The organism is Pseudoalteromonas obscura, from assembly GCF_030135505.1.
In the GTDB taxonomy this organism is placed as follows: Bacteria; Pseudomonadota; Gammaproteobacteria; order Enterobacterales; family Alteromonadaceae; genus Pseudoalteromonas; species Pseudoalteromonas obscura.
In genome coordinates this window covers 320,885-337,715 of record NZ_JASJUT010000003.1, presented here as the reverse complement: position 1 = coordinate 337,715, position 16,831 = coordinate 320,885, and the positions used below count along the sequence as shown (strand labels likewise).

Below are 16,831 nucleotides of genomic sequence, written 5' to 3'. Positions count from 1 at the left end.
TTTGTAATTAAAGGGGTATTTTAATATTACCAACCGGTATTGCTGCAAGTCTATAGCAGGCTGGAACGTACGATGCTGTGAAGGTAAACCTGTTAGCTAACAATGGTTTCTCTCGGTTTGTTTAACTGAAGATAATGGAGATAATCTTGCTCTTTTAGACCCGCTTCACGGCTAGAGCGAAGTAGTAAATCATTTAAAGCTTGGTTATTTATGCCGCTTCTGAGCGCTTTGCTGCACATTTTTATGGTGTCTCTATATTCGCCTGATTCGAATAGTCGCGAAGCAAATTGCATATATGCATCCTGCTGCTCGGATTCAACAGTATATATTCGTGCGAAAATTTCTCTGTGCATTAAACCTGCCAGAACGTAGTGGCTATTTCTATGCTGTTTGCCTAGCGCCCTATGTGCGTTGAACAACATCTCTTTGGCACGTTCCATATCGCCGACAAAATAAAACAAATATGCAATGACGGTGATCGCACAGGGGTCATCCATCAAGGTTTGGCTAAGTTGTAACAGCTTTGCACTTGCTCCGGCGGTTTTGTTTTCCATAAGCATCATCATGATCAGCAATAGATTGAACTCATCAGGACAATATTTTTGAATGTTGCTAGCGTTCCTAGTAAGTGCGGACTTTAAGTCCCCCTGTATTACTTTGAACACTTTTGCGTCTAAAGTACTTTTTTTATTGAGGGTTTCTAACAGACTTATCTTGATAGTTAAAGCGGATAGCAGTGCTGTAAGTGCCGCATCTTCTTGGTATGTTCGCTCTTTACGTTTTATTAAGTTGTCTACAGCATCGCGTTCATTACAAACATGCAATACCATTAAACTCAATCGGAACATACTTGGAGACATATCCTCTATGGGAAATGCAAGTACCTGAGCGGTTGCAAGCTCCCGATTGTTCATTTGAAATGCGATGTAAATTTGCCAATAAAATACGCGTACCGGGTAGTCCAACCTAGTCTGAGGTTCCGACAAGAAAGATTTACATGCTTCGAAATCTTTAAGTTCATAATTAACATGAAATAGAGACCATTTTGCCCACTGTATATTGCGCTCCGTCAGCGGCAGCAGCAGTTTTTTAGCTAGCGAGTAATGGCCCAATTTAAGCAATAAGTTAACGAGTAATTGATTGCGCGCCTTTTTTAAATAATTAGGATACTCTTGTTTACGTAGCTCTTTAAGCTTAAGCAGGGCGCTTTTATACTGTTTATTGCGTATAAATTGATAGGCACTTTTGAACTCTTGAACCTGAAGCGTATGTTCTTCCAATATAGTTGCTAAATCTTGTGGCGTATATGGTACCTCGAGGTGTTGATTACTGTGAAATGGGTATTCACAAGCATAGTCAAATGCACTTTGCCTCTTGGCCATATAAACTAGTCGCGTAGTTGGGGGTAAAGTTTCGTTATAAACCAACTCACTAACAAGGTCATATAGATTTTTTATTGTGTCGACTCGGTTGTCTAAAAAGACAATGTCATAGGTATTTTGTTTCGCTGAGATCTCAAAAGCGCTGCCTGAGCGATACGAACGAACATGAGAAACACCTTGTTTATTCAACAAAGCCTCTAAAAATCTGATGTTGTCGCTATTATCATCGACTATTGCAATTTTTAGATCTGTATACTGCACTCTTTTTCCCTTGTTCAGTCTTTAGCAATGTTGACAAAGCTGAAAAAACATCCAGTTTGTAGTTAAATTTGGAACTCACTATTCTAATCGCTTTAAACACATAATCATAGCGCTAAATGTAATTTCATTTACATTTATTTAAAGTTTAGCTGGAAAGGGCAATTATTTGGTAATGTTGAGCAATTGTTGCACCACATGGCGCTTTACTGAATAGGCGCTTGTGGTGCAAAACACAATTGGTCTGGTATGGTCTAATTGAATATTTCTTCTACATCATCTTTGATATCTTGATATGCGTCTTCGTCAAGCTCCAAAACATGTAATACGTCTGCTTTTATATGGGCCCAATCAGGAACAGATACAAAGCGTTTATTAATCTGCACTAAATGCTCTGCCATCTTTAAGGTGGCCATGGTGCATGCGAGCTCTTGTTCGTGGTTTTCTTTGAAATACTCCATATCGTGATGTCTTAAAATGAGCTTGCAAATCGGCTTTGGTAAGTTCCAGCTGTTTGCTAAAAAGTAACCTATAGTTGCATGGTTGGTATTGTAGATGGCCTCTTCTTGGTCTACTAATAACATGTCATAGTTACTATTTGCACAGGACAAAACATTGGCGTAATCATCGAATTTGAGCGCCATTGCAGGTATGCCAGCATCATGAAATAGTCCTAACATATGCAAGCTTTCTAACGGTATTTTAACTGGGATCTTTCGGCCAATTATCATTGCGACTTCAGATATTTCGTTTGCGGTATCCCAAAACCTTTCCAAACTAATACAGCACTGGGATTGATCAAAAGCTTGTTTGAGCAAAAAACCGGTAACAAGGTGAGTGACGCTATTTAAACCGAGGAACATAACCGCTTGCCGAATATCTGTTATCGTCCGCGAGAAGCCGTAAGATGAAGAGTTGATGACTTTTAATACCGCTGCTGAAGTTGCAACATCGGTGGCAATGAGATCTGCTATTTGACCTAACTCTGGTTCATCTGATTGTAGTAAATCGTGTAGATCTGTAAGTAATTCAGGCTTTGGAGGAAGAGAAAAACCTTTTTCTACATCATTTAGAACAACATTGTCTATTTCTATCATAGTTCTTCCATTGTGATGAATGACATCTAACTGAGATATTAACACTGACTGCATTTGAGTATAGCCCTACCTTGTTAATTTTTGAGCGGGCTTAGCTGATTTTGTGTCTTTTGCCTGTTAAATAATCAACCAGTTGGTAATTCAGGGACGTTTTATTGCTTTCATTTGCTTTGTTAAGTTAAGGTTAGATAATTTTATTGTTTGGGAATAATTATGAGTCAATCACCTGAAACGGCAGCGCCGAGTGGGGCAGTTGCGCGTTTTCTTAACGGGATCGAACGTGTAGGGAATAAACTGCCCGATCCAGCTATTATTTTCTTGTCGGCAATGTTGCTGATATGGTTCCTTTCTTGGATATTTTCAAGTACTACTTTTGATGCAATAGACCCTCGTACCGGTGAGGCTATTGTTATACACAATCTACTAAGCGGTGATTCACTTGCTAACTTTTTAGCCAACATGGTTAAAACATTCACAGGTTTCGCGCCTTTGGGTGTCGTATTGGTCGCCATGTTGGGTGTGGGTGTAGCTGAGCATTCTGGCTACATCAATACGGGCTTAAAGCTTATGTTAAAACGTACACCGCAAGCGCTCCTAACGCCTTCAATTATCTTGATTGCGATTGTTAGCCATACGGCAACTGATGCTGGGTATGTATTGGTGATCCCACTTGCCGGTGTTATTTTTTACGCGATGGGCCGTCATCCGCTCGCTGGTATTGCGGCAGCATTTGCTGGTGTGAGTGGTGGATTTAGCGCAAACTTCATTCCATCAGGAATCGACCCATTGCTGCAGAGCTTCACGCAAAGTGCAGCGCAAATCATTGACCCAGATATTGCGGTGAATCCGTTAAATAACTGGTTTTTCACCTCAGCTTCTAGCTTATTCATCATTTTATTAGGCTGGTACATCACAGATAAAATCATCGAACCTCGTTTAAAAAATACGGAAATTGATGGTGACACAAATAGCTTGCCTTCTTTTGACGAAGTAAATGCAAAAGAAAAACGTGCGTTTTTAGCTGCGTCTGGCGTTATGCTCTCTGGTATTGCTCTGCTAATTTTTGCTGCAAGTGGTGAAGACTCAGCACTTAGAAGCCCAAGTGGTGCGTTAACCGAATTTAGTGCACCGCTAATGCAATCCATTGTACCGCTTATATTCTTGCTGTTTTGGATCCCTGGTGCTGTATATGGCTTCCTTGTCGGTACATTTAAGTCGTCTAAAGATATGATTGATGCAATGAGTAAATCCATGGGCAGCATGGCGTATTACATTGTTATGGCGTTTTTCTGTGCGCTCTTTATCAGTGCGTTTAGTCAGTCTAATTTGGGCGCGTTACTTGCAATTGAAGGTGCTGAAGTACTTAAAGCGCTTGCGCTACCAAGTTCTGTAACGGTTGTTGGTATTATTTTCTTAACAGCGTTTGTGAACCTATTTGTTGGTTCAAGCTCGGCAAAATGGGCGTTGTTAGGTCCTATCTTTGTTCCTATGTTGATGCAGCTTGGTTTGTCTCCTGATTTAACGCAGGCTGCATACCGTGTGGGTGACTCTAGCTCAAATATCATTACACCTTTGATGCCGTATTTCCCATTGGTTGTTGTTTACTGTCAGAAGTATGTTAAAAACACAGGAATTGGTACGCTAATTGCTCTTATGATCCCGTACTCTATCGCTTTCCTAGTTGGTTGGAGTATCTTCTTGTTAGCTTATTGGGGTCTTAGCATTCCATTGGGCTTGCAATCTAGCTACATATATCCTGCTGGGTAAGTCATAAAAAGCCGCTCAATTGAGCGGCTTTTTTTATTTGAAATGTTTAAGCTTCTGCGATAAAAATTGCCCGCAGTGGGGCAGGGTATCCTTCAATGGTTTTGCTCGGATCTAATGGATCTAAGAAGTCTGCTAGAGATTCGGTTTCCATCCACTCTGTTCTTCGTTGTTCATCTAATGACGTTGTATCTTCGTTAACAACCCTAACGTTTTTGAACCCAACACGTTCGAGCCAAAGTTTCAGAGCGTCGCAACTCGGTATATACCATACATTTCGCATTTTTGCATAGCGGTCTGTCGGGACCAAAACGGTATTGACATCACCTTCAATGACTAAGGTCTCTAGCACCAGTTCACCGCCTTTACGTAATTGCGCACGTAATTGGCTTAAAAAGTCGATTGGAGAGCGTCTGTGGTAGAGTACACCCATAGAGAATACGGTATCGAATGCTTTTAGCTCGGGCAACTGCTCCACTCCAAGTGGCAGCAAATGCACGTCTGGATCCGGGTTAAAGTGTTTGATAGCTTGAAATTGGCTCAAGAATAAGTCTGAAGGGTCGATACCAACGACAAATTCAGCCCCAGCGCCTTTCATGCGCCATAAGTGATAGCCAGAGCCACACCCGATGTCTAATACTGTTCTGCCGTGCAAATCGCTAATATGTGGTAATAGGCGATCCCATTTCCAGTCGCTACGCCACTCAGTATCAATATGAATTCCGTGTATATGAAAAGGACCTTTTCTCCAAGGCATCATGCGTTTGAGCAGGTGTGTCAGCTGTTTAGTATGGCCCTCTGAAAGTTCCTCACTCAGGCCAAACTCAACACGGTCAGCGATATTAATATGGTTTGTTTGTGACTGCGGTAAATTCTTAAGAACTTTTTCCCACTTTGGCCAATCACCGTGCTGTGCTTCTTTTTGCCAGTGCGTTAATTGTGCAGGCAAAGTATCTAGCCAATGGCACAGTTGATTTTTGGCGATAGCTGCATAAAAGTCGTTAAACCAGGTATTCATAATGTTCTCGTTATTTGATTGCTACCATTGAGCAAAAGTTAAAGCACTGATACCAAACTTGGGTATTTCCAAATCCAACAGTATGGAGTCGTTCAATGTGGGTGCTTAATGCATCCGTACGCATAATGTTCTCAATGGCAGTTCTTTTTTGGCTGATTTCTAGCTCCGAATAGCCATTTTGGCGTTTGAAGTCATGGTGTAAGTCAATCAATAGATTGTCTTTTACATCATTTTCGCCTTTGATTTTTTCGGATAGAAGTAAAACACCACCGGGTTTTAGTCCTGCGTAGATTTTTTCAAGTACAGTTTGTCTCTGCTCTTGAGGGATAAATTGCAATGTAAAGTTCATTGCTACGACGCTTGCATTCTTTATTTCGATTTCGTTGATATCGCCCAGTTGTACATCGACAGGCACCTCTGATTTAAAGCCTTTGAGGTGAAGTTGGCAGCGCTCTACCATAGGGGCTGAGTTATCAACCGCGATAATTTGACAGTTTTCTTTGTCAATATTACGTCGCATGCTGAGTGTAACTGCGCCTAACGCGCACCCAAGATCATATAAATTAGAATTACTCTGTGCAAATTGACCCGCTAACTTACCCATTGTGCTCACCATTGTGGCGTAGCCAGGTACCGACCGTTGGATCATATCGGGGAACACTTCAACGACATTAGCGTCAAATGTAAAGTCTTTTACTTCTTGCTCTGCGGCATAAATACTGTCTTTGCCAGTCACAATACTACTCTCATACAAAAATAATCTTGCCATTTTAGCATTTTATACTGGATAGTCAGTGATAAATTGAGTAGCTTGGCTACTATTAGTCATAAGAAGTAAAAAATGAGATAAAAAATGGCGAAAAATAAAGTTGTCAGCACAGAAGATATCCTATCCACCCTATGTCACTCAGTTACTGAGGTGCTCTCTTCTGCAAGCGGTAATCAAATATCGTATTCAGCAATGGTACAAAAAATCACTCGTACATGTATGAGACCTGATATCGGTTGTTTTGTTTTGTTTGACGGTGGTTTTACAGGGCTTGTCGTGACGAATTTTACAGCACAAGCGGCAATGGAAGTATATCAGGATTACATGCGAAATATGGGGATGCCTGAAAGCGAAATAGCTCAAAGCCACTTATCTGACGATGTGTCCAATGTGATGGGCGAATTGATGAACCAGATAGTGGGTGACTTTACTGGTAAAGTGCGGGAGCAGCTACATACTTCCATTACCCAAAACCAGCCGAAGATGATGGCGATTAACAAACAGGTGCAGATCTCGGTAGATACAACGATGGATAGGCCTCAAGCGAGACGAGTTACGTTTACTACACAAGGGCAGAACATTTTTTATCTTGAGTTAGCGATGGATAAAACCGAGTTTATTAAGCTGCATGATTTTGATATTTCAGAAGCTGTAGACCCAGATGATATCATCGCAAATCAAAATGCGACTTCGGACAAAGCAACAAAGAAGCCAGCGCAGACGCAAGAAGACGCGGCAGATGACGACTTCATGGCAGAGTTAGGATTGTAAATTTATTTAATAATCTGGGTTTGCCGTGCAAGGCTGTTTGTTGCAAGCAAACCCATTTAACTTTCTAGTTCGCCTGTTACGCTTTGCAGTAATTTATACGCGTCGGCGAATTCAAATCTTGCCACCATAATTTTGAGTTCGTTAATGGTGTGCTCGTCTAAACCTTCGGTCTCTGCAAGGTGTTCAACAATATCGGTTGCTTTTGAGTCATATTCTTTTAGCGCCATAGCAAATTCATTGACAGAGTATTGATGCTGCTCGTTTGCTTTCTCCTTTTTCTGTTCAAGTAATAAAGAAGCCTTGTTTTTTGTCTCGGCTAGGTAGTTTGATAGCTGATCCAGTTTAGTGAGATCTATAGTGTCAGTTTTTACTTGCCCTTCAATGTCATGTGCAATTTCTGCAAAGTACTCCATTGATAGATTGGCCCCAGCGCCTTTCATCGCGTGAAGAATATCGAGCGATAACTCTGAATTCCCCATGCTTATGGCCTGCTTTAAATTGATCACCTCTTCAATCTGCTGAGTTATGAATTTATTTAACAACTTGAAATAAACAGACTCGTTGTTTGCTGCACGCTGTATACCTTCTTTAACGTTAATTCCATTGAGTTCAACGTGGCTAATGGTTTCAGGTTGTGGTTGATGAGGGTCGTCTATAATACGTTCAGCTTTTTCTTCTAGAGGTTGTATAGATGCTAAAGTATCTACAATGGTGTTGAGCAACCCCTCGACATCTATCGGCTTTGAGACATGCCCGTTCATCCCTGCATCCAAACAAAGTTGAATATCAGGTCCCATTGCATTGGCTGTCATTGCAAGAATTGGTAGCTTATCCATAGGCATAAGTTTACGAATGGCCTTTGTCGCTTCGATCCCATCTAACACAGGCATTTGCATATCCATAAGGACTATATCGTAATCATGGTCTTGCACGGCTTTGAGTGCCACCTCACCATTGCAGGCGACGCTTGCTTGTGCGCCGTGGAAGCTCAAGATCTCAACGGCAATCTCTTGGTTTACTGGCTGATCTTCTGCGACCAAAATATGCAGACCTGCAAGCACTTGTTGATTATCTTCAATTTTTTGTTGTGTCGAGGGGGAGGGGGTTGCGCCAAAGCAAACTTGAATACAGTCTAACAAGCTCGACGGGTTAAATGGTTTCAGCAGCATACTATCAATCATGCTCTTGTGTGATTCTTTGAACGCAACTTCATGACCGTGAGCGGTGACGAGTACAAAAAAGCCGGACAAGCCTTTTTCCTTCAATTGCTCAATGGTATCCACACCATTGATATCAGGCATATGCCAATCTACAAAGTAGATATCGTGTTCATAGTGTGATTGCGTTAGTTGCTCGATAAAGCTTTTTCCACTTTCAAATAGTGACACCTTAAAACCCAGAGATTCAAGCATGGTTTCCATGATGTCTCTAGCATCTTCGTTGTCATCGATAACACAGGCTGATTTACCTTCAAAGCTTTGGCCACTTTTCGCAGGTGTTGATGCGTAGTTATTGATAGCCATCGGCAGAGTAAAATAAAACTCCGAACCACAATTTAGATCACTCTCAACGAAAATCTCGCCACCGAGTAATTTTACCAACTGCTGAGAAATAGTCAGTCCAAGTCCCGTGCCACCATATTTTCGGGTGGTGGAGGTATCTGCTTGAGAAAAGGATTGAAACAACTTTGTTTGTTGCTCTTTACTCATACCAATTCCGGTGTCTTTGACGGAGAAGGTGAGCTTGGCTTGATCTGATTGCTTGTTCAGTATTGATACCGAGAGAGTTACGCCGCCAGTTTCAGTGAACTTAACTGCATTGCCAGCTAAGTTGATGAGTATTTGTGACAGTCTCAACGGGTCGCCCACAAAATTATTGGGGAGATCTGTTGGTACATTAAATATCAGGTCTAGCTGTTTCTCTTGTGCTTTGAGTCCGACTATCGTAGTTACATTATCGAGTACTTTATCCAATTCAAAGGGAATATGCTCAATGTCGACTTTGCCTGCTTCTATTTTGGAAAAGTCCAGTATGTCGTTGATCAATTTCAGTAACTGTTTTGCCGCATAATCAATTTTGGTCACGTATCCATGCTGTTTTGGTGACAAGTCTGAATTAAGGGCGAGGTGAGCCATACCGATAATCGCGTTCATAGGTGAGCGGATTTCATGACTCATATTGGCAAGAAACTCCCCTTTTACTTGCGCATTTTTATCAGCTTCTTCTTTTGCATTTAGCATCTGACGTTCAAGTTCATTGCGCTCAGTCACATCTAAGAAGGTGCCTACAACACCGCCCACTTCTCCTAAGCTATCAAAAAATGGTGCCTCGTACACAATGAGCTCTCGGGGATCTTTGAGGCTATTCTCCATGGAAAGTGCAAATGAGTGGGCGTCCTTTTCTGTAATGGTACGCTGGGACTTTGTATCCAAGTAAGTCGCAGTTTTATCATCAAACACGTCGTTTAAATGGGAGTCAGTGACTTCGACTTCGAATTTATCGATAAACGCTAAAAAGGCTCGGTTGACCCCCATAAAAATGCCTTTTGTGTCTCGGTAATAGGTTGGATTAGGGATAGCATTGATGATGTGTAAGGTGAGTTCTAAATGGGCTGCTAAGGCATTTTCTGCTTCAATTTGTTTTTGCGTATTTTCACTTAACCTTAGCTGTATACTCAGGTCTTCACACAATAGCTTTAAGCATTGTTCATGGGCATTTTTTAAAGGGCTAGTAAAGGCAACGACAACACACCCCGTAAGTTCCTCACCAATAATGAGTGGTAAGTACAGTATGGTATGTACTTCAAGAGTTAAACCATCTTTGTGTAACACAGCGTTTTTGTTCTCACTAATGAAGGCTTGCGTACACTTTTCAGACACGAGTTTATTAACTTGAATTGATTGTTCATCAAAATAGGCTGGGAAACCTATAACGGACTGTTGTATAAACCTTTCGCCCTCATATTTGAAGAGGGCGACGCTTGGACTTTGAAAATGTTCGGCGATAAATTTTGCGGCTATCTGGTTCATTTGTGAGGGAGCGGTACAGTGGCGTATTTCGCCGCTAAAAGCATGTCTTATTTTGGCTGTATCAGCGCGCTCGTCGAGGCTTTGGTAGGTCAGTGAAACAGATTGCACGATGTCAGCGACTTCCCCCTGTAAATTTGCAGGCAATGAAATGCTCTGGCCATTGTAATTTTTGTCGATGCAAAAAGCGCGGTGTAACAAACTAAAAGGGGAAATAAAGCGTTTATTCAAGTAATACAATATAAACAACGTAATAAACAACAAAGTAATTAGGCTTACCCAGAGGTAAAACAGTAAATTGTTACTGCTTTGATACATGCGCTGCTTTGCCAACAGTAATTGTGCGTTGGTCGCATCTAAGGCAAGTGCAATTGCGCTGGTTGATTGCTGGTGGGCAGGCATCAAACTTTTATCCCAGGTTTGTTGCTGAATGTTTGTCTGCTGGTCAGAGAGTGTTTCGTATAGCGTTTGCATCACCATATAGGTGTTAAATGCTTGATTGAGCTTGCTATTGGTATCGAGGGACTCTGAATTTGATTTGAGCGATTCTAGTGTGACGCGAGAGCGGATCAATTGTTGTTTTAGTTGTGTTCTGCTCTCAGAGTTGTCTAACACATGGTTTTTTACATCAAACAGCAGCGTTAAGTTCGTCATTTGAAGTTGATTTAGCGCGTCATAACGTGCACTGAGTTGATTGATGTGAAGCTTCTGTGACGTCATTTCGCCTTCCCAGCTTGACATAAAAACTAAGTTGGCGACGAGTAAGGTAGGGAGTATTACAAAAAACGAATGAAACATTGTTTTTATTGACATAACTTACTTTCCAAAACTTGACTAATATTAACAATAGTCGCACGCACGTAATTAACAAGCGGTGTGAGATGACGTAGGGAGCTGACGAAATGTGAAGGGTGTCAAAAGATGGCTGAAATACTCATAGTTGATGATGTTGCAGAAAACTTGCAAATCCTTCAACTTATTTTAAGGAACGAAGGACATAAGGTGTTTGCTGCGATTAGTGGCGAAGTTGCTTTGAAAATTGCAAACGAACATCTTCCTACTTTGATTATTTCCGACATAAAAATGCCAGGTATGGATGGACTTACATTGTGCAAAACATTGAAGCAAACACAAAGAACTGCACAGATCCCAATAATATTTGTTAGTGCAGAGCGAGAGACGGACAATATTGTCGCCGCGTTAGAAGTTGGTGGTGTTGATTATATTACAAAGCCTTTTAAGCCCCCAGAAGTATTAGCAAGAGTAAATACCCAATTAAAGCTGTTAGATGCGCATAAATTGGCTGTGCGCCAGCAGCTGTCCCATGTAATGAATCAAATGGTGGTTGGTGTCGCACATGAAATCAATACACCACTAGGTGCAGCTATCACAGCTGTGACGCATTTTGAAGGTATCTTATCTCAATTGATTGACGCATTTGGCAGTGAAACGCTCAGCGCCGAGCAGCTTGCTACGGGACTAGAAGAATCCAAACAAGGCGTGGAACTATGTGAGCGAAATCTGACGCGAGTAGCACAGTTCGTTAAAGTGTTAAAAGAGATCGCACGCGTTGAGCGTCCAACGACCCCCTCTGCTGTTAATGTTATTGCTTTATTAAATGATTTGAAAAGTAGTTGGTCTAAAAAGAACATCTCTATTGAGGTGCGCGCGATGGATGCAAACTTTATGGCCGACAGGGACATATTATTGACCATTTTTGACAATCTGATAGACAACTCATTGTCCCATGGCGGCCTGAGCAGTGGTAAAGCCATTTCCATAGAAGTGACATTAAAAGAGCAGTACATTGAGTTTTTGTACTACGATCATGGGCAGGGTCTAGTTGATATCACCCCGGAAGAGGTTATAAAGCCTTTTATTACAACTAAGCGAGGCAATAGCGGACACGTTGGGTTGAGCGCTTCTGTTACCGCGAATTTAATTGGAAGTGCTTTAGGCGGTTCTTACCAGTTATCTAACCGGGGTAGAGGATTAGAGTGGTCAATTGAAATTCCATTAAATTCAGCTTGATCTGAATCAACGATTAATAATTATCGAGAGTGAAGCGGACATAAGTCCTTATGTAGGTGCCTTTATTTCACTAAGCTCGCGAACAAAGATATTATATCTTTGTTCGAGGGGTTAATTATAAATAATTCTTATAGTTAATGTTTTGAATTGAAGTCACGCAAAAAAATTGGTGGAACCATTATGCAACAGCTACCTACAGTTGATTATAAGTCAGCTACAGCAGCAAAAGAATTTGTTGAGTCTCTTCGCAACACGGGTTTTGGTGTTCTTAAAAATCACCCAATTCCTAAAGAGCTTGTAGAGTCTATATATAAAAACTGGCAAGAGTTCTTCTACTCAGAAGAAAAGCACGACTTCCTATTTGACAAGGACACTCAAGATGGCTATTTCCCACCGGAAGTTTCAGAAGTCGCTAAAGGCTTTACTGTAAAAGACATTAAGGAATATTTTCACGTTTATCCAAAAGGCCGAGTACCTGCTCAGTTAGATGCTGAGATCAGAGAATACTACCGTTTAGCAAACGAGTTTGCAGCCGAGCTTCTAAGCTGGGTTCAATCCGAAGCGCCTGAAGATGTACGTGCTAAGTTTTCGATCGATCTAAAAGATATGATCAAAGACTCAGATCAAACACTGTTACGTGTTTTACACTACCCACCAATGACTGGTGACGAAGAGCCAGGTGCAATTCGTGCGGCAGCGCATGGTGATATTAACTTATTAACTGTATTACCAGCTTCTAATGAGCCTGGGTTACAGGTTCAAAAAGGTGATGGTAGTTGGTTAGATGTACCATGTGATTTTGGCTCACTAATCATCAATATCGGTGATATGCTGCAAGAGGCATCAGGTGGATACTTCCCATCAACAATTCACCGTGTGATCAATCCGACGGGCAAGGCGAGTGACAAATCGCGAATTTCACTACCGCTGTTTTTACACCCTAAGCCGGAAGTAGTGTTGTCAGAACGATATACTGCGGACTCATATTTGCAAGAGCGACTAAGAGAACTAGGTGTTAAGTAACACTCTGATTTAAAATAAAAAAGCGGCTTTGTTATAGCCGCTTTTTTATATTTTTAAAGTCCTGATTTTTGAATTTTTCCTGACAATTACGTCAAAGTGTGCAATATTAAAATTTCTCAAACTGAGAAAAAATAATAAAAAACTTAATGACAACGCTGTCATTTATTGTGTAACATCAAATCAACATGACTGAATACTGTGTCGCGAAGAAATTTGCGTTCATATCTTTTTTTTAGGGGTCGCTTAATGATGGCTAAACAGGTTGAACAAGACCAGTTGTATATAGGTATTGATGGAGGGGGGACAAAGTGCCGCGCTACCATCTACTCAATCAAAAACGGCGTTTTGGGAACTGGTCTAGGTGGACCTGCTAATCCTCTTCATGGTTTTGAAAGAACCATTGAGTCAATAATGGTGTCGACTCAATTAGCACTGCAGGATGCAGGACTTAGAATTGAAGCTGTTCACAACTTATATGCGGGCTTAGGTCTTGCTGGTGTGAACCTTCCAGCATTGCACGAAAAAATAATGAGATGGGACCACCCATTTAAACAAATGTTTTTAACTACAGATCTACATACGGCGTGTATTGGCGCGCACGAAGGTGGAGATGGAGCTGTAATTATAACTGGCACGGGCTCTTGTGGCTTTGCAATGGTTGATGGTGTTTCGGTCAATTATGGCGGACACGGCTTTGCACAAGGTGACATGGGCAGTGGTGCATGGATGGGTTTGGAAGCGGTAAAAGCTGCTTTATTAGCAATTGATAAACTCGGTCCAACTACTTCTTTGAGTGATACCTTAAAACAGCATTTTAACACCACAACAGCGATGGGTATTGCTGAACAAATGGCAGGTAAACCTTCCAGTAGTTATGCTCAGTTAGCGAGATTCGTTTTGGCTGCTGCTGAAGACAAAGATGATGTCGCTTTGAACATTGTCAAAGAAGGGGCCGACTATATTAGCAAGTTAGCGCATCGCTTAATGGAAAATAACCCGCCTCGTTTATCTATGATAGGTGGTCTTTCTGAACCATTGCGTAAATGGCTTGACCCTGAAATTGCAAAGATTGTTGAATCTCCAAAACAGCCGCCAGAAATGGGCGCAATTTTCTTTGCAATCCAAAGTGTTGAGCAGCAGTCCGAAAAGGCGGTATAAAAATGAAGAAATATTTAGCACGCCAGTTATTTGATGGGCACAAACTCAAAAATAATGTCGAGTTTTTGGTAGTAGATGGAAAAATTTCATTCGCAACTCAAAACAGTGATGAAAACCCTGAAGTCCTAGAAGGGCTGGTTGCACCAGGATTGATCGATGTGCAAGTAAATGGTGGCGGCGGCGGCTTCTTTAATGCCGAACAAACCATCGAATGCTTAAGAACCATTGTTACAGCACATGCAAAATATGGCTCAACAGCGTTAATGCCTACACTTATTACCGATAAAGTTGAAGTAATGGCACGTGCTGCGGATGCAACTGCACAAGCAATTGCGCAAGGAGAGCCTGGTGTTGTCGGGATCCACTTTGAAGGCCCACATTTGTCTTACCCTAAAAAAGGTACGCATAGTGAGCAGTTCATCAGACCTATCTCTGAAGAAGAGTTCGCGATTTATGCAAGGCAGGACCTTGGTATAAAGATGGTAACCTTGGCGCCAGAAACCGTACCGCTGGAAGACATCAAACGCTTAATTGATTTGGGTGTGAAGGTAAGTGTTGGCCACTCAAATGCAGACTTTGAAACAACCATGGCTGCACTTGAGGTCGGTGTAGATGGCTTTACGCATTTATTTAATGCGATGTCGGCATATACATCGAGAGAGCCTGGCGTTGTTGGTGCCGCGTTGTGGGAAGATAACGCTTGGTGTGGTTTGATTGTAGATGGTCACCATGTGCACCCTGCGTCTGCAAAGCTTGCGATACGCTCCAAACAACGTGGTAAAATTATGCTTGTCACCGATGCAATGCCTCCAGTCGGTACTAATGATATGGAGTTTGACTTTTTTGACGGCCGGAAAGTGATTAGGACCGGTGACAGACTCAATTCCACAACTGGTGAATTAGCGGGTAGTGTGCTTGATATGGCAAGTGCGGTGAGAAATACGGTTAATACACTTGATATAACGTTAACTGAAGCATTGAGAATGGCTTCGTTATATCCTGCGCAATACTTAGGGTTATCTGACAAAGGCCATCTATTGGAAGGGGCTGACGCAGACTTTGTAGTATTAAACAACAGTCAAGAAGTTCTAAGTAACTTCATTGGCGGAAAAAAAATTTAAAGTTCCCTGGGTAAAAAACCCCGCTGCAGTTTAGCGGGGATTTTTTGTTTTTACAGGAAAGGTATTGATGACGAATAAAAAACAAAGATTGGCTTCATTAGATGCCCTGCGTGGTATGGACATGTTTTGGATCTTAGGTGGTCAGTCTATTTTCGCGGCGCTTTTTGTACTGACTGGTTGGCAAGGTTGGAAACTCTTTGAAGCGCACACTGTGCACAGCCCGTGGCATGGGTTTACATTTTATGACTTAATATTTCCTCTGTTTATCTTCTTATCTGGTGTTGCTATGGGGTTATCCCCAAAGCGTATAGATCATTTACCATTTAGTGAAAGAAAGCCTTACTACCAAAAAGCGCTCAAGCGGTTATTTTTATTATGTGGCTTAGGGATTATGTACAACCATGGTTGGGGAACAGGTATTCCACTAGCGCTTGATGAAATTCGCTACTCAAGTGTCTTGGGTCGTATTGCAATTGCTTGGTTCTTCTGTGCGATGTTGGTGTGGCATACAAGCTTGCGGACGACAGGTATCGTGGCTGGGGCCATTTTATTAGGCTACTGGGTATTATTGAACTTTATCCCGGTCCCCGGAGGAAGTGCTGGTCAACTTGCCGCGCCAGGCACATACAGCTGGAACGCTTGGTTTGATCAAAACTTACTGCCAGGTATTACTTATCAAAACCGTCCGGTTGACCCTGAAGGCATTCTTTCTAGTGTACCGGCCATTGTTAATGCAATAGCAGGTGTATTTGCTGGTCAACTTATTGCGCGTGTAGACAAAATAGGGCAATGGAAAACTGCTGGTTACCTATTCGGAGCAGGTGCAATCAGTGTAGCGCTAGGTTGGCTATGGCATTTGCAATTTCCGGTAAACAAAGAACTTTGGACCAGCTCTTTTGTATTTGTAACCGTAGGTTGGAGCGCAATTTTACTTGCGCTATTTTATGCGTTGGTTGATATTTTGAATGGGCAGAGATTTGCCTATCCATTTGTGATCATCGGCGCTAACTCGATTATTATTTACTTAGCTTCCAGTTTGGTTAATTGGGAGTTTATTAGTAAGAGTGTATTTGGTGGATTTATCAATGCAGTTGGACCAGATTGGCAGCCTTTATTTGCGGTGATTGCTTTGTTACTGGTGCAGTTATTGGTTCTTCACTGGATGTACAAACGCAAAATATTTGTCAGCGTATAATCCCCTAATTCTGAGTAAAAACGGCCGTCATTTTGATGGCCGTTTTTTATTGGCTCAAAAAAAACACAAATTTTTCTTCACTTTTACTTTACAAAGGCTTTTTTTCTGATAATAATGACAGCGTTGTCATAATGGTAATGACCTAATATAGTGTATCCCAATTAGGTTTAGATCTGGCCTTGTTTTGATTGCACGCGAAGCAGGGCTCAGATCCCATT

General features: G+C 41.6%; 12 protein-coding genes. 7 read left to right on the top strand and 5 right to left on the bottom strand.

Features of this window, described 5'->3' with window-relative positions; all coding sequences use genetic code 11:
- Window positions 1-92 precede the first annotated feature (92 nt).
- Both QNM18_RS09465 and QNM18_RS09460 read right to left on the bottom strand, forming a co-directional pair.
- The gene (locus QNM18_RS09465) at window positions 93-1,643 is read right to left on the bottom strand and encodes a response regulator (protein ID WP_284137019.1); all 1,551 of its coding nucleotides are present in this window, start codon (window positions 1,641-1,643) and stop codon (window positions 93-95) included.
- 251 nt (window positions 1,644-1,894) lie between these two features.
- Window positions 1,895-2,737: an HDOD domain-containing protein gene (locus QNM18_RS09460; RefSeq protein ID WP_211010378.1), complete on the bottom strand. Its 843-nt coding sequence runs from the start codon at window positions 2,735-2,737 to the stop codon at window positions 1,895-1,897.
- Between the two features lie 213 nt (window positions 2,738-2,950).
- On the opposite strand from QNM18_RS09460, the gene QNM18_RS09455 reads away from it, so the two are divergent.
- The gene (locus QNM18_RS09455; protein ID WP_284137018.1) at window positions 2,951-4,504 is read left to right on the top strand and encodes an AbgT family transporter; all 1,554 of its coding nucleotides are present in this window, start codon (window positions 2,951-2,953) and stop codon (window positions 4,502-4,504) included.
- Between the two features lie 46 nt (window positions 4,505-4,550).
- On the opposite strand, the gene cmoB is transcribed toward QNM18_RS09455, so the two are convergent.
- Together cmoB and cmoA are read right to left on the bottom strand one after the other, a co-directional pair.
- A complete protein-coding gene (gene cmoB, locus QNM18_RS09450; protein WP_284137017.1) occupies window positions 4,551-5,519 on the bottom strand; it encodes a tRNA 5-methoxyuridine(34)/uridine 5-oxyacetic acid(34) synthase CmoB in 969 nt (322 codons plus the stop codon).
- A 10-nt stretch (window positions 5,520-5,529) separates the two neighbouring features.
- On the bottom strand, window positions 5,530-6,255 hold the full coding sequence (cmoA, locus tag QNM18_RS09445) for a carboxy-S-adenosyl-L-methionine synthase CmoA (protein ID WP_211010377.1): 726 nt from the start codon (window positions 6,253-6,255) through the stop codon (window positions 5,530-5,532).
- Window positions 6,256-6,372: 117 nt separating this feature from the next.
- On the opposite strand from cmoA, the gene QNM18_RS09440 reads away from it, so the two are divergent.
- On the top strand, window positions 6,373-7,059 hold the full coding sequence (locus QNM18_RS09440) for a DUF3334 family protein (protein WP_284137016.1): 687 nt from the start codon (window positions 6,373-6,375) through the stop codon (window positions 7,057-7,059).
- Window positions 7,060-7,115: 56 nt separating this feature from the next.
- On the opposite strand, the gene QNM18_RS09435 is transcribed toward QNM18_RS09440, so the two are convergent.
- Window positions 7,116-10,898 carry a response regulator gene (locus QNM18_RS09435; protein ID WP_284137015.1) on the bottom strand — a complete coding sequence of 1,261 codons (3,783 nt, stop codon included), beginning with the start codon at window positions 10,896-10,898 and terminating at the stop codon, window positions 7,116-7,118.
- 108 nt (window positions 10,899-11,006) lie between these two features.
- Here QNM18_RS09435 and QNM18_RS09430 point away from each other — a divergent pair, with 108 nt between their 5' ends.
- The 5 genes from QNM18_RS09430 (at window position 11,007) to nagX (ending at window position 16,613) form a co-directional block, all read left to right on the top strand.
- The gene (locus tag QNM18_RS09430) at window positions 11,007-12,116 is read left to right on the top strand and encodes an ATP-binding response regulator (RefSeq protein ID WP_284137014.1); all 1,110 of its coding nucleotides are present in this window, start codon (window positions 11,007-11,009) and stop codon (window positions 12,114-12,116) included.
- A 180-nt stretch (window positions 12,117-12,296) separates the two neighbouring features.
- Window positions 12,297-13,139: an isopenicillin N synthase family dioxygenase gene (locus tag QNM18_RS09425; RefSeq protein WP_211010251.1), complete on the top strand. Its 843-nt coding sequence runs from the start codon at window positions 12,297-12,299 to the stop codon at window positions 13,137-13,139.
- A gap of 246 nt (window positions 13,140-13,385) precedes the next feature.
- Entirely contained in the window at window positions 13,386-14,297 is a 912-nt protein-coding gene (nagK, locus tag QNM18_RS09420) for an N-acetylglucosamine kinase (protein WP_284137013.1), read from the top strand.
- 2 nt (window positions 14,298-14,299) lie between these two features.
- The gene (nagA, locus tag QNM18_RS09415; protein WP_211010249.1) at window positions 14,300-15,418 is read left to right on the top strand and encodes an N-acetylglucosamine-6-phosphate deacetylase; all 1,119 of its coding nucleotides are present in this window, start codon (window positions 14,300-14,302) and stop codon (window positions 15,416-15,418) included.
- A 67-nt stretch (window positions 15,419-15,485) separates the two neighbouring features.
- Window positions 15,486-16,613, top strand: a complete 1,128-nt coding sequence (gene nagX / locus QNM18_RS09410) for a transmembrane glucosamine N-acetyltransferase NagX (RefSeq protein WP_284137012.1) — start codon at window positions 15,486-15,488, stop codon at window positions 16,611-16,613.
- The last annotated feature ends 218 nt before the right edge of the window (window positions 16,614-16,831 follow it).

Excerpts from the sequence above, each read along its gene's own strand:
- nagX (WP_284137012.1), top strand. The coding sequence starts at position 15,486 with ATGACGAATAAAAAACAAAGATTGGCTTCATTAGATGCCCTGCGTGGT.
- cmoB (WP_284137017.1), bottom strand. The coding sequence starts at position 5,519 with ATGAATACCTGGTTTAACGACTTTTATGCAGCTATCGCCAAAAATCAA.
- nagA (WP_211010249.1), top strand. The coding sequence starts at position 14,300 with ATGAAGAAATATTTAGCACGCCAGTTATTTGATGGGCACAAACTCAAA.
- QNM18_RS09430 (WP_284137014.1), top strand. The coding sequence starts at position 11,007 with ATGGCTGAAATACTCATAGTTGATGATGTTGCAGAAAACTTGCAAATC.
- QNM18_RS09455 (WP_284137018.1), top strand. The coding sequence starts at position 2,951 with ATGAGTCAATCACCTGAAACGGCAGCGCCGAGTGGGGCAGTTGCGCGT.
- QNM18_RS09460 (WP_211010378.1), bottom strand. The coding sequence starts at position 2,737 with ATGATAGAAATAGACAATGTTGTTCTAAATGATGTAGAAAAAGGTTTT.
- QNM18_RS09440 (WP_284137016.1), top strand. The coding sequence starts at position 6,373 with ATGGCGAAAAATAAAGTTGTCAGCACAGAAGATATCCTATCCACCCTA.
- QNM18_RS09425 (WP_211010251.1), top strand. The coding sequence starts at position 12,297 with ATGCAACAGCTACCTACAGTTGATTATAAGTCAGCTACAGCAGCAAAA.
- nagK (WP_284137013.1), top strand. The coding sequence starts at position 13,386 with ATGATGGCTAAACAGGTTGAACAAGACCAGTTGTATATAGGTATTGAT.
- QNM18_RS09435 (WP_284137015.1), bottom strand. The coding sequence starts at position 10,898 with ATGTCAATAAAAACAATGTTTCATTCGTTTTTTGTAATACTCCCTACC.